The organism is Isachenkonia alkalipeptolytica, assembly GCF_009910325.1.
Lineage (GTDB): Bacteria > Bacillota > Clostridia > Peptostreptococcales > T1SED10-28 > Isachenkonia > Isachenkonia alkalipeptolytica.
Window position 1 is genome coordinate 50,831 of record NZ_SUMG01000012.1, and the last position, 25,405, is coordinate 76,235.

The 25,405-nt window shown below is 43.7% G+C and carries 21 protein-coding genes; 7 read left to right on the top strand and 14 right to left on the bottom strand.

The genetic code is table 11. From position 1 onward, the window contains the following. Positions 1 to 158 precede the first annotated feature (158 nt). From ISALK_RS10115 to lplA, 6 genes are all read right to left on the bottom strand, one after another. Entirely contained in the window at positions 159 to 947 is a 789-nt protein-coding gene (locus ISALK_RS10115; RefSeq protein WP_160721882.1) for a putative hydro-lyase, read from the bottom strand. A 135-nt stretch (positions 948 to 1,082) separates the two neighbouring features. Further along, entirely contained in the window at positions 1,083 to 2,159 is a 1,077-nt protein-coding gene (locus tag ISALK_RS10120; RefSeq protein ID WP_160721884.1) for an endonuclease/exonuclease/phosphatase family protein, read from the bottom strand. A gap of 255 nt (positions 2,160 to 2,414) precedes the next feature. Beyond that, on the bottom strand, positions 2,415 to 3,146 hold the full coding sequence (locus ISALK_RS10125) for a flavodoxin family protein (protein ID WP_160721886.1): 732 nt from the start codon (positions 3,144 to 3,146) through the stop codon (positions 2,415 to 2,417). 117 nt (positions 3,147 to 3,263) lie between these two features. After that, a complete protein-coding gene (locus ISALK_RS10130; RefSeq protein WP_160721888.1) occupies positions 3,264 to 3,764 on the bottom strand; it encodes an SOUL family heme-binding protein in 501 nt (166 codons plus the stop codon). Positions 3,765 to 3,884: 120 nt separating this feature from the next. Then, positions 3,885 to 4,457 carry a hypothetical protein gene (locus tag ISALK_RS10135; RefSeq protein WP_160721890.1) on the bottom strand — a complete coding sequence of 191 codons (573 nt, stop codon included), beginning with the start codon at positions 4,455 to 4,457 and terminating at the stop codon, positions 3,885 to 3,887. 389 nt (positions 4,458 to 4,846) lie between these two features. Then, complete coding sequence (gene lplA / locus ISALK_RS10140; RefSeq protein WP_160721892.1) at positions 4,847 to 5,833, bottom strand: lipoate--protein ligase; 987 nt, start codon at positions 5,831 to 5,833, stop codon at positions 4,847 to 4,849. A gap of 265 nt (positions 5,834 to 6,098) precedes the next feature. Here lplA and ISALK_RS10145 point away from each other — a divergent pair, with 265 nt between their 5' ends. Together ISALK_RS10145 and ISALK_RS10150 are read left to right on the top strand one after the other, a co-directional pair. After that, entirely contained in the window at positions 6,099 to 6,605 is a 507-nt protein-coding gene (locus tag ISALK_RS10145; protein WP_160721894.1) for an RNA polymerase sigma factor, read from the top strand. Further along, entirely contained in the window at positions 6,595 to 7,887 is a 1,293-nt protein-coding gene (locus tag ISALK_RS10150; protein WP_160721896.1) for an anti sigma factor C-terminal domain-containing protein, read from the top strand. Before ISALK_RS10145 ends, ISALK_RS10150 begins: the two co-directional genes overlap by 11 nt. A 274-nt stretch (positions 7,888 to 8,161) precedes the next feature. Here ISALK_RS10150 and ISALK_RS10155 read toward each other — a convergent pair whose 3' ends face one another. From ISALK_RS10155 to ISALK_RS10165, 3 genes are all read right to left on the bottom strand, one after another. Then, positions 8,162 to 9,349: an NAD(P)-dependent malic enzyme gene (locus ISALK_RS10155; protein ID WP_160721898.1), complete on the bottom strand. Its 1,188-nt coding sequence runs from the start codon at positions 9,347 to 9,349 to the stop codon at positions 8,162 to 8,164. 121 nt (positions 9,350 to 9,470) lie between these two features. Next, the gene (locus tag ISALK_RS10160; protein ID WP_160721900.1) at positions 9,471 to 10,013 is read right to left on the bottom strand and encodes a FumA C-terminus/TtdB family hydratase beta subunit; all 543 of its coding nucleotides are present in this window, start codon (positions 10,011 to 10,013) and stop codon (positions 9,471 to 9,473) included. An 86-nt stretch (positions 10,014 to 10,099) separates the two neighbouring features. After that, positions 10,100 to 10,942, bottom strand: a complete 843-nt coding sequence (locus ISALK_RS10165) for a fumarate hydratase (protein ID WP_160721902.1) — start codon at positions 10,940 to 10,942, stop codon at positions 10,100 to 10,102. 347 nt (positions 10,943 to 11,289) lie between these two features. Here ISALK_RS10165 and ISALK_RS10170 point away from each other — a divergent pair, with 347 nt between their 5' ends. The 4 genes from ISALK_RS10170 (at position 11,290) to ISALK_RS10185 (ending at position 14,788) form a co-directional block, all read left to right on the top strand. Further along, positions 11,290 to 11,478: a hypothetical protein gene (locus ISALK_RS10170; protein ID WP_160721904.1), complete on the top strand. Its 189-nt coding sequence runs from the start codon at positions 11,290 to 11,292 to the stop codon at positions 11,476 to 11,478. Positions 11,479 to 11,622: 144 nt separating this feature from the next. Further along, entirely contained in the window at positions 11,623 to 12,906 is a 1,284-nt protein-coding gene (locus ISALK_RS10175) for an IS110 family RNA-guided transposase (protein ID WP_160721906.1), read from the top strand. A 680-nt stretch (positions 12,907 to 13,586) separates the two neighbouring features. After that, a complete protein-coding gene (locus tag ISALK_RS10180; RefSeq protein ID WP_160721908.1) occupies positions 13,587 to 13,784 on the top strand; it encodes a transposase in 198 nt (65 codons plus the stop codon). Then, entirely contained in the window at positions 13,781 to 14,788 is a 1,008-nt protein-coding gene (locus ISALK_RS10185; protein WP_160721910.1) for a transposase, read from the top strand. The genes ISALK_RS10180 and ISALK_RS10185 overlap by 4 nt, the downstream gene beginning before the upstream one ends. A 161-nt stretch (positions 14,789 to 14,949) precedes the next feature. Here the strand turns inward: ISALK_RS10185 and hpfG (ISALK_RS10190) are convergent, their stop codons facing one another. The 4 genes from hpfG (ISALK_RS10190) to ISALK_RS10205 all read right to left on the bottom strand — a co-directional run bounded on the left by hpfG (ISALK_RS10190) (position 14,950) and on the right by ISALK_RS10205 (position 22,382). Beyond that, positions 14,950 to 17,430 carry a (2S)-3-sulfopropanediol dehydratase gene (hpfG, locus tag ISALK_RS10190; protein ID WP_160721912.1) on the bottom strand — a complete coding sequence of 827 codons (2,481 nt, stop codon included), beginning with the start codon at positions 17,428 to 17,430 and terminating at the stop codon, positions 14,950 to 14,952. Positions 17,431 to 17,524: 94 nt separating this feature from the next. Continuing rightward, positions 17,525 to 20,044, bottom strand: coding sequence for a (2S)-3-sulfopropanediol dehydratase (hpfG, locus tag ISALK_RS10195; RefSeq protein ID WP_160721914.1), 2,520 nt, complete (start codon positions 20,042 to 20,044; stop codon positions 17,525 to 17,527). A 47-nt stretch (positions 20,045 to 20,091) separates the two neighbouring features. Next, positions 20,092 to 21,042 (bottom strand): (2S)-3-sulfopropanediol dehydratase activating enzyme, encoded by a 951-nt coding sequence (hpfH, locus tag ISALK_RS10200; protein ID WP_160721916.1) that lies wholly within the window; start codon positions 21,040 to 21,042, stop codon positions 20,092 to 20,094. Between the two features lie 230 nt (positions 21,043 to 21,272). Then, a complete protein-coding gene (locus ISALK_RS10205) occupies positions 21,273 to 22,382 on the bottom strand; it encodes a LuxR C-terminal-related transcriptional regulator (protein WP_160721918.1) in 1,110 nt (369 codons plus the stop codon). A gap of 424 nt (positions 22,383 to 22,806) precedes the next feature. On the opposite strand from ISALK_RS10205, the gene ISALK_RS10210 reads away from it, so the two are divergent. Continuing rightward, positions 22,807 to 24,741 carry a flavocytochrome c gene (locus tag ISALK_RS10210; protein ID WP_160721920.1) on the top strand — a complete coding sequence of 645 codons (1,935 nt, stop codon included), beginning with the start codon at positions 22,807 to 22,809 and terminating at the stop codon, positions 24,739 to 24,741. An 82-nt stretch (positions 24,742 to 24,823) separates the two neighbouring features. On the opposite strand, the gene ISALK_RS10215 is transcribed toward ISALK_RS10210, so the two are convergent. Then, positions 24,824 to 25,264, bottom strand: coding sequence for a MarR family winged helix-turn-helix transcriptional regulator (locus ISALK_RS10215; protein ID WP_160721922.1), 441 nt, complete (start codon positions 25,262 to 25,264; stop codon positions 24,824 to 24,826). Positions 25,265 to 25,405: the final 141 nt, after the last annotated feature.

The window sequence follows — 25,405 nt, forward strand, 5'->3', positions numbered from 1 at the left end:
TCCTTGGTTCATAGGCTATAGGTGCTATATCTTTTCCTAAAAAATAAGATTGAAAACCTTTTACATATAATCCATCCATAAAAAGCCTAACAAAAGGGAGCCGGCCGGTTAAATTACCAGTGGACTCCCTTTTTTTTGGATGCTGCCGTTCTAAGCATTTATCCCTTGCTTAAATCTTCATTTTTTATGTTGGTTACAAACATGTACCCCGGTGCATGGGTAATCATAATTTCCGGTTTTGCATTTAGGGCAAGCAACTGAGGGGTGACGCCACAAGCCCAAAACACCGGAATTTCATCTTTCCCTATAGATATGGCATCACCATACTCCGGGTTGTCTATATCCTGTATGCCGATTTCTTCAGGATTGCCGATATGAATGGGGGCTCCGTGCACTTCGGGAAATTTGGAGGTGATCTCTACAACCTTTGTAATATCCCTTCCTTTGATCGGTCTCATACTGACAACCATATTCCCTCTAAAGATCCCCGCCTCCTTACAGGCAATATTGGTTTTGTACATAGCAACATTTTTTGACTGTTCGATATGTTTGATAGAAATCCCTTCTTCTAATAAAGCAGATTCAAAAGTAAAAGAACACCCTAAAAGAAAGGATACAAAATCCTCTCGCCATAAATCCCTGATGTCCTCTTCTTCCGAAACCAGAACCCCCTCTTGATAAATTCTATACTTAGGGATATCCTGTCTTATATCTGCCCCTTTAGAAAGTGGAGGGGTTATTTCTCCTACCTCTAATATATCTATGATGGGACAGGGTTTAGGATTTCTTTGGGCAAAAATCATGAAATCCAAGGCATACTTTTTGGGAAGGATCACTAAGTTTGCCTGAGCATAGCCATGAGATACTCCCGAGGTGGGCTTATTAAATTTTCCCCCTCGAACCGCTTCCCAGAAATCCTTCGGAATCATCTTTCCATAATCCGTCATTTTATCACCTCATTGTATATTTTAAACAATCTTTTTGAAGCTACTTTGCATTTTCATCCTTTATACTGAAGTTCAGGTTCTTTTCCCCCTCTATCCCGACGGGGCTTTGTCCTTGATCTTAAAGCGGGAAAAGGACTAATTCTCTTCTTTACTCTTTAGACGAAACTCCATGGAAACCGGGTTGTGATCCGTATTTTCATATCCCAGGTCGTGTCCTTGAACCTCTAAAATTTCTACATTGGGGGAAACCAAAAACCCGTCAATAATGGTCTCAAAGGTTTCGCCGGGCACATAGGCCGTTGCCAAGTCTCTAACCGTCATCACCTCTTCATCAATGCCCCAAATAAATCCGCTGTCCGTTAGGGAATCCGGCGCTTGTACCAGCCACTCCGGCCAATGATCCTTAAACTCCGGATCTTCCAATTGTTTCGTCCCCAAGAGCTGGTTCCAGTCCCCTCCTAGTACCACATAATTTCCTTCCTTGTACAATTCCTCCATATACCGAATAACATGCTCCACTTGCTGTTTCCTCAATTCCCCGCCTTTGTCATAGGCCGATAAATGAAGGTTGATCAACACCAAGCTTTCTCCGTTATCCAAGGGAATTCGGGTTTCCAATAAGCACCGATCCAGTTCTGCTAAAATCATCGGCCAGGACTCCTGTCCTTCCAGTTGATGTCTTAGGGCTTCGGATACCCGGTACCTTGAAAAGGTCCCCAGGCCGGCATTGGCATAGCCCATAGGATTGAAAACCGGTAAGGGCACCCAAAGAGCATTGTAATTGTAAGCAAAGGATGAGCCGTATCCCCTAAGTTCATTTTGCAGATATTCATATTGTTCAATATCATAGCTTCTTGAGGCTTTTCGATCAATTTCCTGAATCATTAAAAAATCGCTGTTTTGTTCAAGTAAAAAGGAAGTCATGGCCTCTAGGTTTTTCTGAACCACAGCCTTACTCTCTCCTCGAGAATTTTTGCCTCCATCGAAAAAAAAGTCTTGATTCCTGTCTAAACCCCCATATCCGATATTAAAAGTGGTGGCCCGGTAGATTTTATCTGCCGGGGCCTGGGCCTCGGGATTACTGGTGCTCATGAGCGCTTCCTTACCTTCATGGGAAGGATTGTTTAACGTTAAATATCCGATAAATATAACCGGTACCAGTATTATTATCGCCAGAGAAATGCCTAAAACATATAGTACTATACTTTTCATTGCCGAGCCTCCTTATGGAATCTTTGATCTTACTTTCTTTTCAAATCTAAACTCTTTTGTGAAAGCTCGTTAAACCCGATAAAACAGTGCAATTAACGGTTTTTCCTCTTTAATCACTCCATGAACTTGAAAATACAGTTGGTTAACTCCTCCAGGAAATTTCGTGTCATGAAGCCGTCGTCCTCTTTGACCTCCAAACGGATTCTTTCCTGTCCCTCTACATCCAAGGGCAGTTATTTTGTATCTGTATAGGGATTATTTTATACGTTTGTATAAAATTTTATATACCAAAAGGGCCGTTACCCGACTTATAAACGAGGCTTTCGTATCATAGAAATAGTTCTTGTCCAGCCACTCCTGTCCTTCCCAATAGTCTTTATCGATGGCAAGGATTTTTTCAGCCAAGACTTTTTGCACTTGAAAATGAATCATCTGCCGGGTGCTCGGCCGATATTTTTCCCTTGGCATATGCAGATGCTTTAAAAAGCTCTTATACTCCTTTTCATCTACAGGTCTGTTAAGATCCTTGGATTTTCTGGCAATGCTGTCTGTTGGGAAAGCACCCCATTGAAAACCGATGGTTTCTAATGATCTAAAGGTATCTTTTATTCCCGAAGCTGCCGTGGTGGTTACAAATAATGTCGGGACTCCAATTAACTCCGGTCGGTGGAACCATCTACAGGTTCTGTCCACAAACACTTTGAGCTTCCCACTGATATTCCCCATATATACCGGGGTGCTTAATATCAGTCCGTCATATCCCCTTAGTTTATCCATAAGCTCCTCTGCCTGATCCTGGAGAATACAACTTCCTTTCCTTAGGCAAATTTCACAGCCGGTACATTCCTTAATATCGTAATCGAAAAGATTCAGAATCTCAACTTCTGTATTTTTTTCTTTCAACTGTTCTTTTAACTGTTGTAGCAGTCCATAGGTGTTTTTCTTTCGTTTACTGCTATTGATCGCAAGCACTTTTTTACCTTCCATTTTTCCACCTCCGGCGATCATAAGGGTTTTTTCCGCCCCTCAATAATCGTTACCATGGCCAGGAGCTCCAGCTTACGGTATTTTGAAAATACTAAACTATCTTAGCGTGCTTTTGGGCTACACTTTTATCATCACTTCATTGTGTTTGAACACACCGGGAATAAAAGGCGGATTAAAATAGGCCACCTTTGCCCTTCCTTCCACCGGCAAATCCATTTTTTTCATCCATTCCCGCAGTCGTTTCTCTTTTTCCTGTTCCACTTTTCTGTTGGAAGTTCCCCTATACTGGATTACAGCATATCGGCCCCCTTCCATTTTTGTGATGGTAAGTCGATCATCCAAGGGCTTCGGCGGGTTCGGGCCAAAACGCTTCGGCACCACAAAGGACATTCGGTATCCCTCTTGATTTTTCCCTTCGATCACCGGCACCGTCATGGAGATCTTCTTGTTTTCCTCATTGTTACTGGAGATATAGCTGAATAATGTTCGAAATCCTTCACTGGAGTTCGGATCTTCTTTGCTAAAGTACGTAACCATGAAAAACTCCTTGTAATCTCTTAGCTCAAAGGGCTTATCCGACAACAGTACTTCATATTCCGGTCTTTCATAATATCCCATGTTGCACCCTCCTGTGTTTTTCTTTATATTTACCCAGGAAATGAGGCTTTAATTTCTTTAGCACCTGTGCCAGCCTAGAAAACCAAAAAAAATTACAAAAAAAACCTGAGATCCCCAGGTTTAGATCTTCTCTGTCGCAATCCGATGAAGTCTTCCCTCTTGTTCCATGAAGTTTTTCAACTCCTCCTCGGCGTTCATTGTCAGGTTTTTCAGTTCTTTTTCCGTAAGAAAAGCCTTCATTCCTTCACGGGAAAACACATTGGGAAAGTTTACTTCTCCACCCAGCTGCAGTTTCTTTTCTTTTTCATCATAGCCTTCAATTATATTACCCTTACTTTCTTGTTCATCATAGGCATAGGCAATCCAATTTTCTTTAAAATAGATAACTTTTTTCAATGGCCCTTCACCGTCATCGATCCAGTGATTCTGGAAGGACCTTAGAACCCGGAATTTTTTCTCATCTTCTTCGATCCACCTTTTCCGCTCTCTCCAATCCGAAGCCTTAAGATCTTGCGCTTTTGTCTCGTTTCCGCACCTTCGACATATAAAGGCCTGTGCAAAGACAAAGGGGACCCACGCGACAACGATACCATAGGGAATCAGAACCGCCAAAACCAAAGCAACCACCAGCCGCATAGGCATGGATGAGCTTTTGTAAATATCATCACTAGTACAAACCGGGCAATGTTTCAAGATAATCACTCCTTACAATGGATGTCTAATAACTTCTTCGACAAAGGGACTGGAAATCCCTTCTAAATAAAAAATATTTTTGATCCAAAGGAAAAGGAGGTGTTTGAATCATCGCGACTCAAACACCTCCTTCTCCTTTGGGCTAAGCAACTGCTTTGAAGTTGCTGCTTTGAACTAATATATTTGTGTCCTTTACAACCTGCTCTTTTGTTAAGGTTTCTCCCCCTTGGTCTTGGATAAAATCTAAAAGAGCACTTTCACCATCCTCCTTACGGGAGAAAACAGGGATCTTATGAGTTGTTATGACTGTATTTCCGATGGCGGGGAAGAAAGTCATTAAAATGAAAAAGATGACAAAAACTCCGTCCCGCTGTCATCGCTGTCATCTTTTAGAGTTTCTCTCGAACCAGGGATTGGAGATCCCGGATGATTTCCGGATTCTGCAACGAGTTTTGCAAGACCTCTTCCATGTCCTTCGCCGCTAAGGGGGTGCCGACTAAGTCTTTTGTCAGTGGAATAAAATCCTCTTTCAGTATGCAGTCGGTATTAATGGCGGCCTCTTGAATCCTGCCGTTTTTCGTAGACAGATCCATTTCAAAAACCCCCCAGGGATATTTTTCTTCCAGGGTCAGATCAAAGGAAGGGGCCTTTCCGTAATTCCAGGTCCATTCCTCGTAGGCTTTGGCCTCACCGAGGACTTCTTCCTCCACATTTTCGGGACCGATCTCTTCGATCTCACCGGTATAGGAGTATTCCTCTTTAAATGCATCGATAATTTTTGAGGACAGGTCCTCGGTGGTGATCTTTTCGTTCAATGATCGGAGATTTACCACCCGGGACTTTACAGAGTCCACGCCCCTCGCTTTGATTTTTAGCTGCGACGGGGTGAGATATTTCGGCAAGGCCTTCAGGTCCACATCCAACAATAAGGTGCCGTGATGGCACTGCACCTCTTTATGATTCATAAAGGCATTTCCTGAAAATTTTTGCCCATCAACGGTCAGGTCATTTCGACCGGAAATCTCGCCGTAGATGCCGTAACTTTCCAAGGCCTTTAAAATCACTTTGTACTGCCGGGTGATATCGTGATGGTCCCGACCGGAAATAAAGGTAAAATTCAGATTCCCAAGATCCTGATACACCGCTCCCCCTCCGGATTTTCTTCGCACCAGATTTACCCCTTCCGCCTCCATCTTTTTAACGTCGCATTCCTTGTAAGGATTTTGATGTCGGCCGATTACGATGGTTTTATTGTTTTGCCACAGATACAGGATCACCGTATTTTCGTCGCAGTTTCGGAGAAGATACTCTTCCAAGGCCAAGTTGACCGGTCCTTCGTATAACTTTGATCGCACTATTTTCGTATGCTCAGGCATGATGAAGCCCTCCCCTTTTTATCTATAGTATAAACCAATGTGCCTTTCCTGTTACGTTTCTATTCTATTGTTTATTCCCTTCGCCGTCAATTCTTAATTCTTCCAACCATCGCCACTCCTTATTTTGATCAAGGGTTGATGCCCTCCGGGTAAAAAATTTTAACGATACACTGGATGTGCTATTATAGTTATAGTGATTATTTTTTCCATAATCACCGTAACCTTTTGGATGCTCATACGTTTATAAAGTGAAAGGAGGGTTTCAATGAATTCCGATGCCATGAATAATTTGTACCAGGAACACCACAATGAGCTTTATCTTTACGCCTTGAGTCTCTGTCAGAGGGAAGACATGGCAAAGGACTTAGTCAATGAAAGCTTCTATAAAGCCTTTATCACCTCCAATCTCCCCACGGGGACTTTTAAATACTGGCTGTTTCGGGTATTGAAAAACCTGTTTCTTGATGCTAAGCGTAAAAACCGGGAGGTTTTCAAAGAGGATATGGATTTAAAGCCTGTTACCGTAAATGAAGGGGGAAGTCCTCCGGGCAGTCTGTTTCTAAAAGAGCGGAACCGACGATTGTATGAACATCTCCTTCGCTTAGAGCCGGAACGTTACCGGGAAATCCTATACCTTTATTACTACGGAGAATTATCGGTAAAGGAGATTTCCAAAACCATACAGGAGTCCGAGACCCATACCAAAACCCTGTTATATCGGGCAAGAAAAAAACTAGGAAAAAATCTAAAGGAGGATCCCTATGAATTTTAAAGAGCTTTTACAACGATACCGGGAAGGCACCGCCACACTCGAAGAAAAAAAACTAGTGGAAAAGGAACTGGAAAAGTACGAGTCCATTGAAGCGTATTTCTCCGAGGACCTATCCGATCGATTTTTACGGGAGGAGATCCCAAATAAGGATGAAAAAAAAGGTAAAATGAACGGTGAAAGCCCAGGGCCAAAAAAGGACTTTAGCATACATAAACTGGTGAATCGAAGACTTCGAAAAGTCATTCTTACCTCCGTGGTGATCGTCGTACTTCTTTATGTAACTGTATTTTATGGAATATCCGCTATGGTGGACAGAGTGCATTATGACCCTACTGTAGTTAATGAGGCGGAGGAAAACGATTACCCAAGGACTGATTTTCATTTTGATATGACGGCTTACGTCAGCCTCAATATGCCGGGCCATGTGGTATCTTCCTTTACTCCGGTAATGTCGGAGGGCTTTGGAAACTATGAACTCCGCTATCCCCTTCGTAATCTTTTTAACCGCCAAACCCAAAACCATGTCGTAAATATCTCTAGAGGCAATCTGTCTTATGCCGACGGCGGAATTTTCGAGTGGGAGAATCGGGGAAATCTTTGGGACGGTTTTGATCTGATTCGCTATCCCGGACAGTATGAGTCCGAGGATTTTACCGAAGAAGAAGCTACGGATTACCGGGAGGAGCAACAAGAGCGTAAAAACAATATCACTTTAGAGTATTTGGAAGACTTAAACCCCCTTTCTTATCTAGCCATGCATGTGGTGTTTGAGGAAGACCTTTCCATGATGGAATTCCATGACCTCAGTATGGATCACCGGGACCTGGATTTCAAATGGGTGGGCATTCGTACAACAGAACCGGGGACCCGGTGGAGTGAAAACCAGCCCATGCATTTAATCGGTTTTAATCCTTCCCAGGATGAACCTTCGGGAAGCAGCCGACCGGACCCCGAGGCCTATCCCCTGTTCAACCTGGAAGATCGCTGGGAGGAGCCCATCCGGGTGGAGGAAGACTTTGCAGAAATTTTCGAGACCCATTTTCATTCCCGGCTCAGCTATTTAAGCGGACGGGAGGAATTCATCGAAATCTTTGATTACAACCCTTACAAACTGGATTTTTATGAAGACGCCTTGGACTACATTGAAGAAGAGGGGATCTACACCTATGGTGTCGTAGTTTATGGTACGGTTGAGGATTTTTCAGTAGCGATAGAGGATCTTCCTTACGAGTCCTTGTACATCGACGAAGTGCTGCCTGCGAAACCGAATATTTATTACTAGAAAGAACCATGAACCAAGTACCAGTAAACCAAAGAACACAAAATCTTAAGTCCAAAAATAGACATGAAAAATGGGACAGGACCTTGTCTGTATCTAGACAAAAACCTGTCCTTACTCTTTTTTTGGGGGCAATTACTCCGTCAGGCTCTCATCTATGCCTTTCTCCACCATAAGAAATAAGATGACAAAAACTCCGTCCCCCTGTCATCTTTTCTCCACCATAAGAAATTAAGATGACAAAAACTCCGTCCCCCTGTCATCTTTCGGCGTTGAATTACTCTTTTGTATTTTTTAAGCGATTCACCCCGGTATTAATTGCGGCTCGGGCCACGGCCTTTGCGATGTGATCCGCTACCCTGAGGTCAAAGGCGTCGGGGAGAATATACGTCTCGGTCAGTTCTTCTTCGTTGATCACCTCGGCGATGGCCCGGGCTGCGGCAAGTTTCATTTCTTCATTGATCTCCTTTGCCCGAACGTCCAAAGCCCCTCGAAATACCCCGGGGAAGGCCAATACATTATTAATCTGATTGGGAAAATCCGACCTTCCGGTACCGATTACTTTGGCGCCCCCTTTTTTCGCGATATCCGGCATAACTTCCGGTACAGGGTTTGCCATGGCAAAGACGATGGCATCCTTGTTCATGCTTCTTACCATCTCTTCCGTAACCACCTCGGGGGCGGACACCCCGATGAAAATATCCGCACCAACCATGGCATCTTTTAAGGTTCCCTGTTTCTTATGATGATTGGTTTTTTTCGCCATCTCCGCCTTGCTAGGATCCGTAAAAGGGGATTCCCGGTGCAAAATCCCCTGTCTGTCACAGAGTAGTATATCTGTTACCCCTAAATTAAGAACCATTTTGGCAATGGCGGTGCCTGCTGCTCCGGCGCCATTGATGACCACCGTGATTTCCTCCGCCCTTTTATTAACGAGCTTTAAGGCATTAATAATCCCCGCAACAACCACAATGGCGGTTCCATGCTGATCGTCATGGAATATGGGGATATCCAGTTCCGCTTTCAATCGCTCTTCGATTTCAAAGCATCTTGGTGCACTGATATCCTCCAGATTGATACCGCCGAAGGTGGGGCTCATTAATTTAATCGTTTCCACAATTTTTTCCGGATCCTTTGTGTCTAAACATATGGGAAAGCCGTCGACGTTGCCGAAGTTCTTAAAGAGCACACATTTCCCTTCCATCACCGGCATCGCCGCCTCGGGACCGATGTCCCCCAGCCCCAAAACCGCCGACCCATCGGTTACCACTGCCACCAGATTCCATTTTCGAGTTAAATTATAGGCTTCTTCCTTATTCTTTGCGATTTCCAGACAGGGTTCCGCAACCCCGGGGGTATAGGCCAAGGAGAGATCTTTTCTCGTCTCCAGAGGTACCGTGCTGGTCACCTCAATTTTCCCTTTCCACTCTCGATGTAGGGCCATTGCTTTTTCTTTCCTATCCATGATAAGTCCTCCTTGTAAAATGATCCGCTGCTCCGGTCTTATTGTTTGAATACTTAGATGCTGCTCTAATAATATTATACTGTTTTATCCTTTGAGCTTAACTTTATTTTTAAAACTTGCCTTACTTTTTAAATTTATCTTTGCCCTCTTTGTGAAGTACATTCCCCTCCGTGTCGATACCGACGATAACTTTAAGGCCCTCCACCCTGAGGCGCTTTACGGATTCCGTTCCCAAATCTTCATAGGCAACTTCTTCAATGGATTTGATATTTTGCGCATATAATGTGGCGGCACCTCCGATTCCCAACAGATAAACCACGTTATGCTTTTTGCATAGGTCTCGGACATAATCCTGTCGCTCCCCTTTTCCGATCATGGCAATCATCCCCTGTTTGATCAAAGGTTCCACATAGGGGTCCATGCGAGTGCTGGTGGTGGGTCCTATGGGCCCGATTACTTCTCCGGGTTTCGGCGGACAGGGTCCCGCATAAAAAATTGTTGCATCCTTCAAATCCATGGGCAGAGCTTCCCCTTTTTTTAGGGTCTCTACTAAGCGTTTATGGGCTGCATCCCTTGCAGTATAAATCTCTCCAGAGAGTTCCAGCACCTCTCCGATCCTTAGTTTCATCGCTTCTTCCTTCCTTAGTGGTAAATTGATCTTCAATGCCTCCGCCTCCCTCGGTTATATTGTTTTGCCGGTATATCGATTTGTATACTTAAATTGTTTTGATGGCATTTCAGTTTCCATGATTAGATGGTTTTACTGGCGTGCCGGTTAGCGTGGCACTGCAGATTTACCGAAATGGGTAAGGAGGCGATATGACAGGGAAAGGTTTCTATATGAACATCTAGGGCCGTAACTCTGCCGCCGATCCCGATGGGTCCGATGCCCAGGTCATTGATCTTTGTTAAGAGTTCCGCTTCTAGAGCTGCAATATGAGAGACCGGACTGCGATCACCAATGGGTCGTTGCAAGGCTTCCTTCGCCAGCAGGGTGCTTTTTTCCATGCTGCCCCCGAGACCCACTCCCACAATCAGGGGTGGACAGGCTTTACCTCCGGCATTTCCAACGGTTTCCATTACATAATTCATAATCCCTTCCACGCCGTCGGCGGGTTTTAACACACTGGCTCTTCCCATGTTTTCGCTCCCTGCCCCCTTGGGCATGACGGTAATTTTCACTTGCCGACCTTCAACAATCTTCGTATGGATCACCGCCGGGGTATTATCCTTGGTGTTTTCACGGATAATCGGATCCCCCACCACGGAGTTTCGTAAATACCCTTCCTTATATCCTTGCCGCACTCCTTCATTGATGCTATCCGTAAGACCGGGCCCTTCCCAACACACTTCCTGTCCGATCTCCAAATACACAACCGCAATCCCCGTATCTTGACAGCAGGGGGCTTCTTTTTCCCTGGCTAAATTGGCATTTTCAATTAAGGTCTCCAGCACTTCCTTTCCCAGTTCCGATTCCTCTACTTTAATCGACTGGGTTAACGCCTCCATAAGATTATCATCCAAATCCGTACAGGCTTTTATCACTAAATCCTTTACCACGGGGATGAGATCTTTTGTGTTTATTACTCGCATTGCTTAACCTCCCTTTTGTTGCTTTGCATTTTAGTAGCCCTACCTCGCAAAGATTTCTACCTCTTTAAATAAGTATACCCCACCATGCCTTTGATGTACATTTCATATGTCTTTTATGTATTTTTTTATATCACGCTATATATTTTTCAATTATCAAAACACCCTTATGCATCTCCTCTCTCCAACTTCAGACCGATGCAAAACCGCCCGGAGATGGACCATAAAATAGCCCTCAGACCGTTATCTATAGCTTACATTCGTTCTATACTATACCTAGAGATCAGGAAATGGGAAGCGGATACGGAATGATCAATGAACAAGTAGAAAAAATAAAGGGAGGAAACCAAATGGAACAATCCATGAAATCAAACAACGATACTGTTGAACTTAGCATTCCCGAAAAGAAGTCCAGCAAACTAACCATCCTTTTTAAGAGGAACAAGTCCAAGATTGAAAAAACCTTGCTGCTTCAGGAAGTTGAACGGGACATCGAAAAAACCAAGGAGTTCTACAGTTATGGTAACTATCTCCGATAAATGATAAACCAAAGGGTAAACCAAAGGGGACGGAGCATTCCCGTAATCGTCTTAAATAGGATTTGAAAAAAGAATGACCTCGCGATAGAATTAGATAAGTGTTCCCGAGAAGGACAAATCTAAAACTATTGGAGGTCATTCATTATGTATTGTACACAAAATGAAAAAATTAATCAAGTTACGGAAAGCACTTTGGTTGTAGGAATTGACATTGGAAGTAAGACGCATTATGCCCGAGCATTTAGCTGGCGAGGGATTGAATTCACCAAATATCTACGTTTTGATAATACTGCAGCCGGCTTCAAAGTATTGGATCAATGGATTTTAAACTTACAGAAAAAAAATCACTTATCTGAATTCTTGATTGGTGCTGAACCTACAGGGCACTACTGGTATGCCCTGGCAGATCATTTAAAAGCGAATCAAAGCTCCCTGGTATTAGTGAATTCTACCCATGTAAAGCAAAGTAAAGCGTTAGATGATAATAATCCGTCGAAAAGCGACCAAAAAGACCCCAAAGTTATCGCGAAATTAGGGATTGACGGACGATACAACAACCCCTATCTTCCCGAAAAAGAACATGCAGAGCTACGGGTCGCCCACAATAATTATCTGCGTGTAAAAGGTGATATTTCTCGGTTAAAGAATAAGGTTCAGCGATGGCTGAAGATCTATTTTCCTGAGTATAAAGAGGTGTTTAAAGACCCCTTTGGGGAGGCCAGTGTTGAAGTATTAAGCCGGCTGGCCTTGCCTTCTCACATCATAAAAATGGACGCGGAATCCATTAATGAAATTTTTCGAAGTGTGAACATTCGAGCGGTTGGTATTAAACGATCTCAGCGTCTGATCGAAGCAGCAAAAGGGAGTATTGGCCGTAAAACAGAACCGGTTGCAGCGGCCATGGAAATAGAGATGCTAATCGAAGAGTACCGGCTGAAAACAAAGCAAATTGATAAGGCGGAGCAATTCCTGGAAAGCATCTGTGCACGCATCCCCTCTGCAGAGAAACTTGAGGAGATTAAAGGGATCGGACCGATTAGTGCCGCTGGATTTCTTGCGGAAGTAGGAGATATTTCGCGCTTTCAATCCCCTAAGCAAATTCAAGCGTACTCAGGCCTAAATCTCAAAGAGACCAGTTCCGGAGCTCATAAAGGGAAGACTGAAATTAATCGTCGCGGAAGGAAGCGCCTTCGAACAACCCTGTTTCAGGCAGTACTTTCTCTGGTATCCAACAATGACGCTTTCAAAGCGCTGCATCATTATAATATCAATGAAAAACCGAACCCGATGAAGAAAAAACAATCCATAGTGGCTCTTAGTTGTAAACTCATTCGAATATTTTATGCGATGCTGACTAAAGGGGTCTCTTTTGATCCAGAGAAAATGCTTAAAGATATTCAAAGGCCAACATTCTTAGCGGCTGCATGAAGGAAGGGTTTTAGTATAAAACAGTAGTATGAAATAAATAATACCATAAATAGATAAAAAAACAGGTACCTAGGGTACCTGTAAGACGAATAGCATCAACAATGATCAAATAATATAATGAACAAGAAATAGCGATTGAAATCCATATGTATATTGCTAGGCTGCGTCTTAGAGAACCTAGCAATGGAAAGTATCCAAAGAGTGATCAAAACAGGCAGGTAGTCGAATCAAATACCATAAGAGCAATGACTCGGTAACGGAGCAGAAAGACACCCACTTTATGGAGAGGCAGAACGTGGGAATTTAGGACGTTTCAAAAGAAGAAAACGATCCGGTTAGACATGGGAGGTTTGCTTCCATAAGTGAACGTGGGTTAATACCGCCAAATAAGTAGGTAAGGACGCTTGTTTGCGGTGCAAAAAAACCCATATTTGATCCCTGGTATTCCAACTGTTCTTGTTTTCCATAAAGTTGCCTGTTTGATATATATGAAAATCTAAGATATCGTGAGGAAATCGAAGCATATTTAAGATTATATAGGGAGGTATTCGGTACATCATGTACCGAATACCTCCGTCAGGTTGCGTAAAAACAAATCAATAAAACATTAGTATTACCACCCTGAAATCCTGTATTATCAATGGTTATATGATATAATAGAAAGAAAACGAGGTGGTTCGATGTCCCGCTATATTCAAGGTGAGCATAAAGATCAAGTTAGCTTATTACCGATGACATTAAACGAAATGATCGCCGAAGATCATCCGGTACGGGTGATCGATGCGTTTGTCGATACGCTGGATATGCAGCGGCTGGGTTTTCGCTATGGCGTAACGAAAGAAGTTGGCCGACAACCTTCGACCCGCGTCATCTGTTGAAGCTGTTCCTGTACGGATACTTAAATGGCATCCGGACCACCCGAAAGCTTGAACGGGAAGCTCACCGAAACATTGAAGTCATGTGGCTGCTGGATCAATTAAAGCCGGATGATCGAACCATCTCCAAATTTCGCCAGCACAATCCCGAAGCGTTAAAAAATATCTTTAAAGAGTTCAGTCTGCTGTGCAACGAGCTCGGCCTGTACGGGAAACAAATCATCGCCGTGGACGGCAGCAAGTTTCGGGCAAGCAATTCCCGACAAAAGAGTTTCACCAAACGCAAGGTCCAAAAAATGCTGAAGCATTATGAAGACAGTGCGAGCAAATACTTAGCACTCCTCGAAGCCGGAGATCGGGATGAAGGCGCGGCCGAAAGCGCTTCTACCGTCGACTTGAAAGAAAAACTTCGTCAAGCTCAAGCGCGGATCCAAGAGCTGGAAGCGATGGCCGGGAGGATCAAAGAAACCGGTGAGATCTCCGTGACGGATCCGGATGCCCGCCATATGAGTGTCAGCAATAATGGGACGGACATTGCTCATAATGTTCAGATCGCCGTGGATGAAAAACATCACTTAGTGGCTGCGGTAGACGTGGTCAGTTCTCCCGCCGACCAGCGACAGCTTCATAACATCTCAAGCCAGGCGGTGGAATCCTTTGAGGCGATGGATGCGGACGAAAATCCGAAGCCTTCAAAAGAGCCGATTACGGTCCTCGCCGACAAAGGTTATTACTGTGGTGAAGAATTGGAAAAATGCAAGCAGGAGCAAATGAAACTAATCGTATCCAGACAAAAGCCCGCAACCCAAAAGGGTCAAGAAACGTATAGCAAAGAGCGTTTTACCTATGATCCGAAAACCGATGAATACATTTGTCCAATGGGACAGCGTCTTAAAAGCGGCTGCCATAAAGCCACCAAGGATCGACGGTATAAGAACGCCAAAGCCTGTGGTTCCCTGGACAAAAAAGCCGAAAACCTGCATCAATCCAACAAGAATATAATCTAACTCAAACATTGTAGTCCCTCCCATTTATAATTAATTATTTTTTATTCATCCTGCTCACTACTGTTTTCCAAAGATTCTTAAGGCTCGGCTTGTTCCACTTCCACCTTTCCCTTCAGAATTATTAGGAAATCTTCCCGAAGGCCTTCGATTCTAATGGCCCTTTAAAACCGAAGTTCGGTACGCTGAATCAAGTCTTCCTGCAAGGGCTTTCCAAGTTCTACAAAGTAGGCACTGTAACCGGCCACCCGCACAAGCATATCCTTGTACTCCTGGGGTTTTTCCTGGGCGGCTCGCATCGTCTTTGCACTCATAATATTGAATTGCACGTGCATGGATTGATTCGCCAGGTACTCATCAATGAAACTAACCAAAGTGTCCCTTCCTTCTTGACCGGCAACGGCGTCCTCGGGAAAACGGAGATTCATCAGGGTGCCGTTGGTGGCCAAACTGTGATCCATTTTCGCTACAGAGTTTACTAGCGCCGTGGGTCCTGCGATGTCATGGGATCCCCCTGCCGTATGAACCGGTCCCATATTATCGGATACGGGTTCCCCCCTTTTACGACCGTCGAGTGAGGCATTGGTGTTTAAACCCAGTCCTACATTGGCATTAACCGTATATACACCGGGAATATATAAACCGCCTCTCGGATTTTTTCCCACATCAAGATTTCTGCAGTAACACTCAAACATGTATTTAAAAAGTTCATCGGCGTAATCATCATCGTTACCGTAGTGGTGAACCTTTGAGCTGTTCACTAGAGCATAAAGCTTCTCATGCCCTTCCCAGTTGTCCTTCACTGCCTGAATCAACTCTGTACCCCTATAACGCTTTTCTTCAAACACCAGTTGCTTAATGGTGGCCAAACTATCAGCACACGTGGCAATCCCCGCAACCTGGGGTCCGGTACCATTGTACTTGGCTCCGCCTTCCGTAAGATCCTTCCCGGATTCTATACAATCCTCAAACAGTGCGGAAACATAGGGCACCGGCTTACGCGCTCTATGGGCATGATCAATGACATCCAGGCTGCCGCGAATTTGAGTACACCAATAACGGAATTGCTGATCCATGCTTTTCAGCACCTGGTCAAACTCCTGGTAGGTCTTGAGACTTCCGGTATCAGGACCGATTGCCTCTTCACTGTTTAGGCAGGACCCTCCATTGATTACTAATTCCAATACCTTCGCTGCATTCACGTACCCGGCTCCATGCCAACCGAACTCTTTTCCGGGAAGACTCGGTTCTACACAACCTACTACCGCATAATCTCTTGCTTCTTCAAGGCTCATCCCTTTCTTTCGCATCGCCTCAATGGCCGGTCCGTCATTGAATACTTTCGGATGCCCGAATCCAGCACGAATGCACTCAACCGTCTTAATCTTTAGTTCCCTGGGCGTTTGATCATGCATGCGTACACATAACCAGGGGTTCATCATTCTTGTATGTGCGGACGCCTCCAACATCATCATGGTTAAATCATTCGTGGCGTCCTTACCTCGAGGGTCCACTCCGCCAATGGTGAGACTTTCTCCACCGAAGCCTCGACCATTCCGTACAACCACCGTACTTTTATCCTTCAGCTTCGTCGGATTATTCATCTTGACATATTCAACCTCAATAAGCTCAAGGGCAAATTCCTTTGTCAGTATTCCTTTTTGTCTATCCGCGTTATAAAAAGGATACAGCCACTGATCCATCCGACCATAGGAAATAGAATGGCCATTACTCTCAATCTGGATTAAGGTGGTTGCAAAGTTAAATAGCTGCATCGCCTGCCAAAAGGTTTTCGGCGGTGCCCCTGCTATCTGATAGCAGTTCTTTGCCATGGTTTCAAGTTCATGCCTTCGCTTATAATCTCTTTCCCTTGCGGCATGCTTCTCAGCCAGCTGTCCGTAACGGGCAATATACTTTTTTGAAGCCTCAAGCATAATGATCATGGCTTGTAAGAAGTCTTTCTTTTCATCATATTCCGGATCCTCTTTCTTCAATGCTTCAAAAGCTTTTCTCGCCTTTTCAATCAAACCGTTATAGCCTATTTTCATAAGCTTTTCATAATCCACCGCCAGGTGTCCTACTCCTGCAAAATGGTAGTCGTTCGTTACGAATACTTTCTCACCGGCCTGGGACCCTTTCCGTTGATCGTAGGTCATTCTTGAATTAATAAGATCTTCAACGGTCTCTCCCTGCCAATAACGGCAAAGTTCTAAAATTTCTTTTCGGTCTTTTTCGTTTCTTATATAAAACTGATCATTTTCCCGTTCTTCAAAGGGGAAATGGAGAATTTCGTCAATGATCCAGCCTACAGAAAACTCGGGATAGATGGGGGATGCCTTTGCCGGTGCTGCAATTTCTCCCAAAATCAAGTCCTCATCATAAATATGAAGCGTTGTATTTAGAAGGATATTTTCAAAGGCATAGGCGCATCGAAGCTTTTGGGACACCCCTTCATGTTTTTTGTATGCCTCGGTAGCCAGCCTTAGTCTTTCCACATCAATCTCATAGGGTCTTTGCAAAAACTTTTGTCTAAGATGGTTGACGCGGGGAAAAGGGGACCAATCTTCATGATTGACCTGATAGCCCAGACCATAGGTATGATCAAAAGGTTCTGTTCCCGATGCATTTACAGATTGAATACTCATTTAAACACCTCCAATAGTAAATAGTCTGCTGTAAGGCGGGTGTGTAATTGGGTGGAGGACATTGGACAATTATCCGCCACCCTGGAACAGATTATTAAAAATGAAGCTCTGTACGCTGAATCAAATCTTTCTGTAAGGGTTTTCCAAGTTCGACAAAATAGGCACTATATCCTGCAACCCGCACAAGCATATCTTTGTAGTCCTCCGGTTTTTTCTGGGCCGCTTTCATGGTTTCCGCACTCATAATATTAAACTGGACATGCATGGCCTGTTTCGCCAGGTACTCATCAATAAAGCTTGCCAAATTATCCCGACCTTCTTCTCCGGCAACGGCTTCCTCCGGGAATCGAAGGTTCATCAGGGTTCCATTGGTGGCCAAACTGTGATCCACTTTCGTCAGGGAATTCACCAATGCCGTGGGTCCTGCGATATCGTGAGATCCACCATCGGTATGAACCGGACCCATATTATCGGAGATCGGCTCTCCCGCCTTTCGGCCATCGGGGGTCGCATTGGTGCTTAAGCCCATGGCGACATTTGCATTTACGGAATATACTCCGGGGCTGAACTCTCCTCCCCTGATGTTTTTCCTTCCGTTGATATTTCTGCAGTAACACTCGAACATGTATTTAAAAAGTTCATCGGCATAGTCGTCGTCATTGCCATAGTGATGTACCTTAGAACTGTTCACCAGGGCATAAATTTGCTCGTGCCCCGCCCAGTTGTCCTTTACCGCTTGAAGAATCTCCCCACCGGTCTTTCGCTTTTCATCAAACATTAACTGCTTGATCGTCGCTAAGGTATCGGCACAAGTTGCGATGCCGCTGGCCTGGGGTCCAACACCGTTATATTTTGCCCCTCCTTCGGATAAATCCTTGCCGGAGGCTAAACATTCTTCAAAGAAGGCGGATACGTAGGGAACCGGTTTCAGTGACCGATGGGCCCGGTCGATGATATTCAGACTGCTGCTCATCTGGTCGCACCAATAATCAAATTGTTGATCCACGCTGTTTAGGACCTCATCAAAACTCTGATAGGTTTCCAGACTTCCGGTATTCGGTCCGATGCTTTTGTCCTGTCCTCCACATACTTCCCATCGTGCACAATGGGGACCGCAATCAAGACATCTTCCGCCGTTGATAACCATCTCCATCATCTTCGGAGTATTAACATAAGCCGCATCATGCCAACCGTATTCTTTGCCCGGAAGACTGGGTTCTACACAGCCTACCACCACATAGTCTCTGGCCTCTTCAAGGGTCATGCCTTTACGCTGCATGGCTTTAATCGTGGGACCGTCATTAAAGATCTTGGGATGACCATACCCTGCACGGATACACTCCACGGTTTTGATCTTCAGTTCCTCCGGTGTATCCTCATGCATCCGTACGCAAACCCAGGGATTCATCATACGGGTATGAGCGGAACCTTCCAATATCAGCATAGTCAGATCATTTGTTGCATCCTTGCCCTGTTGATCCACACCGCCGATGGTCAAACTTTCCCCGCCGAAACCGCGACCGTTTCGCACCAGTACCGTTCCTTTATCCTTTAATTTTGTAGGATTGTTCATCTTAACGAACTCCACTTCCAAAAGTTCTAAAGCAAACGCCTTCGTCAAGGTACCTTTTTGCATATCCGCCTCATAATAAGGAGATAGCCACTGGTCCATCCGGCCATAAGAGATGGAATGTCCGTTACTCTCCACCTGGATTAAGGTCGTTGCAAAATTAAAGAGTTGTAATGCCTGCCAAAAAGTCTTTGGAACCCCTCCGGCGATTTGATAACAGTTCAAAGCCATGGTGTTCAGTTCTTTTTTTCTTTTAGGATCCTCTTCCTTTTCAGCCAGACTCTCCGCCAGCTTTCCATAGCGGCCGATATACTTTTTCGCCGCTTCGTGCATAATGATCATCGCTTGATAGAAATCCCGTTTTTCTCCATAGTCCGGATCTTTTTTATCCAGGTTATTCAAATTTCTTGTTGCGATTTCAATCAAGCCGGTGTAGCCGATTTTCATCAGTTTTTTGTAATCTATGGATAAATGGCCCACCCCTGCATAATGGTGAAGATTGGTTTGAAAAATCTTTTTCCCCATTTGAGAGCCTTTCATTTGATCCTCTTCTAATCTGGAATTCACATGATCTTCAACAGTTCTTCCCTGCCAATACCGACAAAGCTCTACAATTTCTTCTCGTTCTTCATCATTTCTGATATAAAATTGGTCATTGGCCCGCTCCTCAAAGGGGGAATGTAGAATTTCATCAATGATCCAGTTTACGGAAAACTCGGGATAGATCGGTGAAGCTTTCGCCGGTGCTGCAATTTCTCCAAGGATAATGTCCTGTTCATAGATGTGTAAGGTTGTGTTAAGTAATACATTCTCAAAAGCATAGGCGCATTGAAGCTTTCTCGGTGCTCCCTCATGTTTTTTATAAGCCTCGGTCACCAGTCTTAGTCGTTCCACATCAATTTCATAAGGCCGGTCCAGAAACTTTTGTCTCAGATAGTTCACCCTGGGAAATGGAGACCAGTCTTCATGATTTACTTGATAACCCAGACTATAGGTCTGATCATAAGGCTGGGTTCCTTCTGCTTTCCTACGATTCATATTCATTACAACACCTCCGTTTATATTTATGCCGCCAATTGATATACTTGCTGTTACTGTTTTTCCTTTGTTCCTACCTGGCAATGAATCCCCCGATGGTTAAAGTATGCTGCAATCTCCCCAACCTTCTTTTGAAAGGATTCCCGGTCAAGCTTTACATGATCCATTCCATAGGGCATTCCCAAGGATTGGTATTTTTCTTCTCCCAGACGCATAAAGCTTAAAAGTTGTAAAGTTCTCACCTTGCCGTCGAGATCATTGAGAATAAAGTCCGCCGTGGCTTTGATATTGGCTTTATCATCATTCACCTCCGGAATAACGGGTATTCTCAAAATGATTTCCCGATCGGTGCCTGCAATCCTCTGAAGGTTTTTTAATATTATTTCGTTCCCTACCCCAGTGTGTTTTTCATGAATTTGCCTATCCATGTGCTTAATGTCTGAAATAATGAGATCCGTATAAGGCAAAATCTTTTGGATTTCTTTCCAATCGCCGTGAAAGGATGACTCCAAACAGGTATGAATCCCCTCTTCTTTACAAGCCTTAAACAAGGCCGCCACAAAGTCACTTTGAACCAGAGGCTCTCCCCCGGAAACGGTAACCCCGCCGCCGGAACGGTCATAATATCCTTTATCTTTTCGGATCTCTACCATGCACTCTTCCACAGTCTTTATTTTCCCCCATTGCTTAATGGCATCGGAAGGACAAGCATCATAACAGGCGAGACAACCGGTACATTTCCTTCGATCAATGGAAGTGAGTTTTCCCTCGTTAAAACTCAATACCCCCTCCTCGGGACAAGCCTCTACACATAAGCCGCATTTTTCATACGAAATGCACTTCGACTCATATACCCCCGGCTCTATGTAAGGCTTTAAACTTTCAGGGTTGCTGCACCACTCACATTTCAGGGGACATCCTTTCAAAAACAGTTCTGTACGCATCCCCGGACCATCATGGATTGTAAATCGCTGGACATTCGTAATTATTCCTTTTTGTAACATTTTTCACTCACCCCCTACTTCAATTTTCATCATGATATAAAGCACGGTAGACACTTTATGAATCTTGCTAATTGTTTAACATGGTCAGTATATCTTGGTTAATTATTTAACACAATCAGGAATCCGCGTTATTTCATATAGGGAATGTTCCCTATTTTACATTTTGATTTTGGTGTATAAAAAAAGCGTCTCGAAGACTTCTTCGAGACGCTTTTTTGGAAACTCCGTTCTTATTCTTTTTTATCCTCTAATAATTTGTACAGTTCAAAACGACTGTTTACGCCACATTTCGTATAGATATTTTGTACATGTTTTTTTACGGTGTGGTAGCTAACCACAAGTTCTTCGGCAATGGCCTTATACGTCAGTCCATCGTACATCAGCTCCGCAACTCGCTGTTCCGCCGGGGTCAGAATCCGTATCTTCTTGGGATTTCTCTTAAGCTTTTCTTTCGTTTTTCCCGAAATCGTAATCCAGCGATAACGATCAATAATTCCATTGGAGTACCCTTGATCATGAATATATATTCTGAAAATATAACCTTTAATTTCACGAATTTGAACCCCTTCTTTTCCAAGCTTATCATCCTCATCTCCCAGCAAAAAAGGGAGCCAGGTGCAGGATTTTGTACTTTTGATCTGTTCCACAACCCAGGGGCCGTATACCTCTTTTAGACATTCAATGGCATTCTCATTGTAACTCATTACATTCATAAATTTATCGGTTATCAAATAAGCTTTTTCACCGGATGCAATGATCTCATTTTGAATATTCAAGACAATTTTCGCCTGTTCGTGCTTCTTGAAGTTTTTGTAAGAATTGGCTATATAAACATAGATTTTTTCGAGAAGGTCCGCTTCTTGATCCGTAAAATCCCCTTCTTCCGAAGATTTAAGAAAAACAACCTGAATGTAGGCATTAATACCAAAGGCCAGTGACATACTATAATGGGCTTGAAAATTTTCTTCAATAAAGGCCACATAGGGGGATTGGTCGTAGTTCCCGGGTTCGATCAAATCCGTGGATTTATACAGTCGCGGGTTCACATTAAAATAGGTCAAATCATCACTCACCGCCTCCTTGTAAATTTTATCTCTGATCTGATCATTTTTGAAATAAGATCGGTAAGGATGTTCTTTTCCATCGACTAAAAGACCTTCGCTATTGATCCAGGATAAAAATTCCCCGTTTGTATCAAAGTAAGCAATCACCACATTTGTAAGACCAAAATTTCTACCTAAGGAGTCCAGTAGAACATAACTAAAAAATTCCGACGATGAAATTTGATGTTCGGACATTTCCGAAAAAAAATCCATGTTATTAACTTTTTCCTGTCTCATATTGTCCTCCTTGGTTAAATTTTTTTAAACCGACATCAATAGTCAAGATTATTACATTGCCTTCAATTACAGCATCCACTCCAATTATTAATATCTTATCAATTAATTTTCATTTTGTCTATGAAAGGGGCTTGAGAGTTGATATTTACTACAGGCATTTTTTTTGATAAAGATTTTTTGATAATAGTTTGACAGCAAACCATTTTTTGTTGTATATTTTTATTGGTTATTTAGTTTGATGACAAACTATTATTTCGGTTATGGAATGTGTACTTTTATCACCGTTTCAAGAGTCTATATTCATAATCGTTAATATTCTAACGTCCTGGGAGGTGGTAAGAAACAGTTTGAAATAATTACAGTTCAGTTACCCTGTAAGAGCATCGTTACGGTAAAAAAGAAGACATAAGGAGGTCGAAATCAAATGAAAAATTTTAAAAAAACAATGATCTTGCTACTGATTCTGGGGATGGTATTTTCTCTAGCAGCCTGTGGCGATGAGGCCGACGGAGGGGAAGCTTCGGAAGAATCATCGGAAATAACACCGATGACCGAAGGAGAGTACCTGATGGAAGTTGACGGTTACAAACCCATGACGGTGGAGGTTACCTTAAGTGAAACCGCCGTGGAATCCATTGAAATCATACAGCATGACGAAACCGAAGGAGTTTCCGATGCGGCATTGGAAGAGATTCCAAAGGAAATTGTTGAAAAACAAAGCGTAAGCATCGATGCGGTGTCCGGGGCTACCGAGACCAGTAATGGCGTAATCACCGCAGTTACGAATGCCATTGAAGAGGCCGGAGGCGTTGTTGATGAATTTAAGGCAGCGGAATCCGGGGATGTAGCCGAAGAAGAATCAAGTGATCCTGTCGCCCTGAGTTCCGGGGAAATTCCGGAATCCTGGGATGATACCTATGACGTAGTGGTCGTCGGTGGTGGTTTTGCCGGACTGGCGGCGGCTGAAAATGCTTCAACTTCAGGAGCGGAGACCCTTCTAATTGATAAGATGCCCGCACTTGGCGGAAACTCTCAAATTAATGGAGGGGTGTACGCCTCCCATACCAGCCGTATTGCCGATGATTTGTATGATAAGCTTAATCTGGAACCGGATTCAGCAGAGCAGCATATCGAAGACACCTTAGAAGGTGGCGATAACTTTAGTGATGAAAAGCTTGTAGAGAACTTTGTTTATGGGGCTCCGGTTTTTCTGGATATGATGTTGGAAAATGGGCTGGAAGTCCGAGAGTCCATCACTCGACCGGGAGGCCACTATGGTTACCGAACCTATACAACCATCAATGGAATAGGAGCGGATATCGTTTCGGTTCAACGAAAGATGCTGGATGAAACCTCTACGGAAGTTATGCTAAATACCAAGATGGTTCAGATTTATCGAGATAATACCGAAGAACAGCGGGTTGTCGGTATCAGAGTTGAAACCAACGACGGCATGAAAAATATTAAAGCTGAAAACGGAGTGGTGCTTACCACCGGAGGATTCAGCGGAAATGAAGAAATGCGCTCAACCCATGTTCCAACTCTCAGCGAAGATGACCTGACCAGTAATCATGTTGGTGCCACCGGTGAAGGAATTACTATCGCCCAGGCCATTGGCGCCGGTACAAAGCATATGTCCTATATTCAACTGTATCCATTTTCCAACCCGGAAAACGGTAGACTTGACGCCGCCGCCCTAATTCCCTTTAGCGGACCCAGTTCCGGCGTAGTGTACGTTGATGTAGAGGGTAATCGTTACGTGAATGAAGGGGGGCGACGAGACGTATGTGCTCGAGCAGCCCAAGAAAGCGGAGGATTTCCAACCTTCGCCATTTTCGGCCAGGAAATTGTTGAAAAAGGCGGATTTATTGAAGAATCTCAGTTAAATGAGATGATCGATTCCGATCGAGTTTTTAAGGCGGATAGCCTGGAAGAATTAGCGGATATGATCAATGATCATGAGTATCAGGGAGAAAGTGTGTCAATGCCCGGTGAATCATTGAATGAAACCATCCTTGACCATAATTCTTATGTTGCCGATGGAGAGGATCCTGAATTTGGAAAGCAAATTGATACGGGAAGTATGCTTTCTATCGATGAAGGACCCTATTATGCCGTACCTCAATGGCCTTCCGTGCATCATACCATGGGAGGACTGACCATTTCTGACAGAACAGAGGTGCAAGACATTTACGGAGAGGTCATTCCCGGTTTATTTGCCGCCGGGGAAGTTGTCGGAGGCGTTCACGGTAGCAATCGTCTCGGTTCCAATGCAATTCCCGACGCAGCGGTTCATGGCTATATTGCCGGACAGATGGCCGCCGAAGGTGCCCTTCCGGAGTTTGTTCCCGAAAGATAGGCTGGATACCATCCATCGATAAAAATTCTTGTAATGACAAAAGAGAAACCCTCCATGAAAAAGGGTTTCTCTTTTTTTACGATCATTTCTTTAGTTCTGTGCTAAAGTTCATATTCATTCTTTTTAACAGACGCATAAACTCTTTTTTTTCTTCCTCGGTAAAGTTCTTAAAAGCTGTGGATTGAACTTCTTCTGAAATACTGAGATACTGATTTTTTATGCTCTTCCCTTTATCCGATAAAGATATATAAGTAATCCGTTTATCCTTGTCGGATACTTTTTTCTTAACATACCCTAATCTGCATAAAGAAGCAACTAACGACGTTACCGTGGATTTATCTTTTCCTATTAATTGACTGATCTCTTTCATGCTTAACTCCCCATGATTGTAGAGCACGGTTAAAATATTACCATGGGAAGGGATCAACTCCTCTAATCCCTTTTCTTCCAGCTGCTGATCAATAAAATCAATCATTTTTTTCTTTGTTTTACTAAAAAAGTGTACTATGTATTTATCCTTCATAGTTCTTCTCCTTTTCCTACTGGAATAACATTTCACTGCTTTTTTACTGAGAACAGTAGTGCCTTTGATTATAAAAATCTCATGGTTCCTTAGTAGAGAGTTGTGAAAAACGGAAAACAAATATATAACTTTATTTTCATA

What these genes read in the sequence shown, in the direction of transcription:
- ISALK_RS10115 (WP_160721882.1), bottom strand. Translation starts at nt 947, where the DNA reads ATGACGGATTATGGAAAGATGATTCCGAAGGATTTCTGGGAAGCGGTT.
- ISALK_RS10120 (WP_160721884.1), bottom strand. Translation starts at nt 2,159, where the DNA reads ATGAAAAGTATAGTACTATATGTTTTAGGCATTTCTCTGGCGATAATA.
- ISALK_RS10125 (WP_160721886.1), bottom strand. Translation starts at nt 3,146, where the DNA reads ATGGAAGGTAAAAAAGTGCTTGCGATCAATAGCAGTAAACGAAAGAAA.
- ISALK_RS10130 (WP_160721888.1), bottom strand. Translation starts at nt 3,764, where the DNA reads ATGGGATATTATGAAAGACCGGAATATGAAGTACTGTTGTCGGATAAG.
- lplA (WP_160721892.1), bottom strand. Translation starts at nt 5,833, where the DNA reads ATGCCTGAGCATACGAAAATAGTGCGATCAAAGTTATACGAAGGACCG.
- ISALK_RS10145 (WP_160721894.1), top strand. Translation starts at nt 6,099, where the DNA reads ATGAATTCCGATGCCATGAATAATTTGTACCAGGAACACCACAATGAG.
- ISALK_RS10150 (WP_160721896.1), top strand. Translation starts at nt 6,595, where the DNA reads ATGAATTTTAAAGAGCTTTTACAACGATACCGGGAAGGCACCGCCACA.
- ISALK_RS10155 (WP_160721898.1), bottom strand. Translation starts at nt 9,349, where the DNA reads ATGGATAGGAAAGAAAAAGCAATGGCCCTACATCGAGAGTGGAAAGGG.
- ISALK_RS10165 (WP_160721902.1), bottom strand. Translation starts at nt 10,942, where the DNA reads ATGCGAGTAATAAACACAAAAGATCTCATCCCCGTGGTAAAGGATTTA.
- ISALK_RS10170 (WP_160721904.1), top strand. Translation starts at nt 11,290, where the DNA reads ATGGAACAATCCATGAAATCAAACAACGATACTGTTGAACTTAGCATT.
- ISALK_RS10175 (WP_160721906.1), top strand. Translation starts at nt 11,623, where the DNA reads ATGTATTGTACACAAAATGAAAAAATTAATCAAGTTACGGAAAGCACT.
- ISALK_RS10180 (WP_160721908.1), top strand. Translation starts at nt 13,587, where the DNA reads ATGTCCCGCTATATTCAAGGTGAGCATAAAGATCAAGTTAGCTTATTA.
- hpfG (WP_160721912.1), bottom strand. Translation starts at nt 17,430, where the DNA reads ATGAGTATTCAATCTGTAAATGCATCGGGAACAGAACCTTTTGATCAT.
- hpfG (WP_160721914.1), bottom strand. Translation starts at nt 20,044, where the DNA reads ATGAATATGAATCGTAGGAAAGCAGAAGGAACCCAGCCTTATGATCAG.
- hpfH (WP_160721916.1), bottom strand. Translation starts at nt 21,042, where the DNA reads ATGTTACAAAAAGGAATAATTACGAATGTCCAGCGATTTACAATCCAT.
- ISALK_RS10205 (WP_160721918.1), bottom strand. Translation starts at nt 22,382, where the DNA reads ATGAGACAGGAAAAAGTTAATAACATGGATTTTTTTTCGGAAATGTCC.
- ISALK_RS10210 (WP_160721920.1), top strand. Translation starts at nt 22,807, where the DNA reads ATGAAAAATTTTAAAAAAACAATGATCTTGCTACTGATTCTGGGGATG.
- ISALK_RS10215 (WP_160721922.1), bottom strand. Translation starts at nt 25,264, where the DNA reads ATGAAGGATAAATACATAGTACACTTTTTTAGTAAAACAAAGAAAAAA.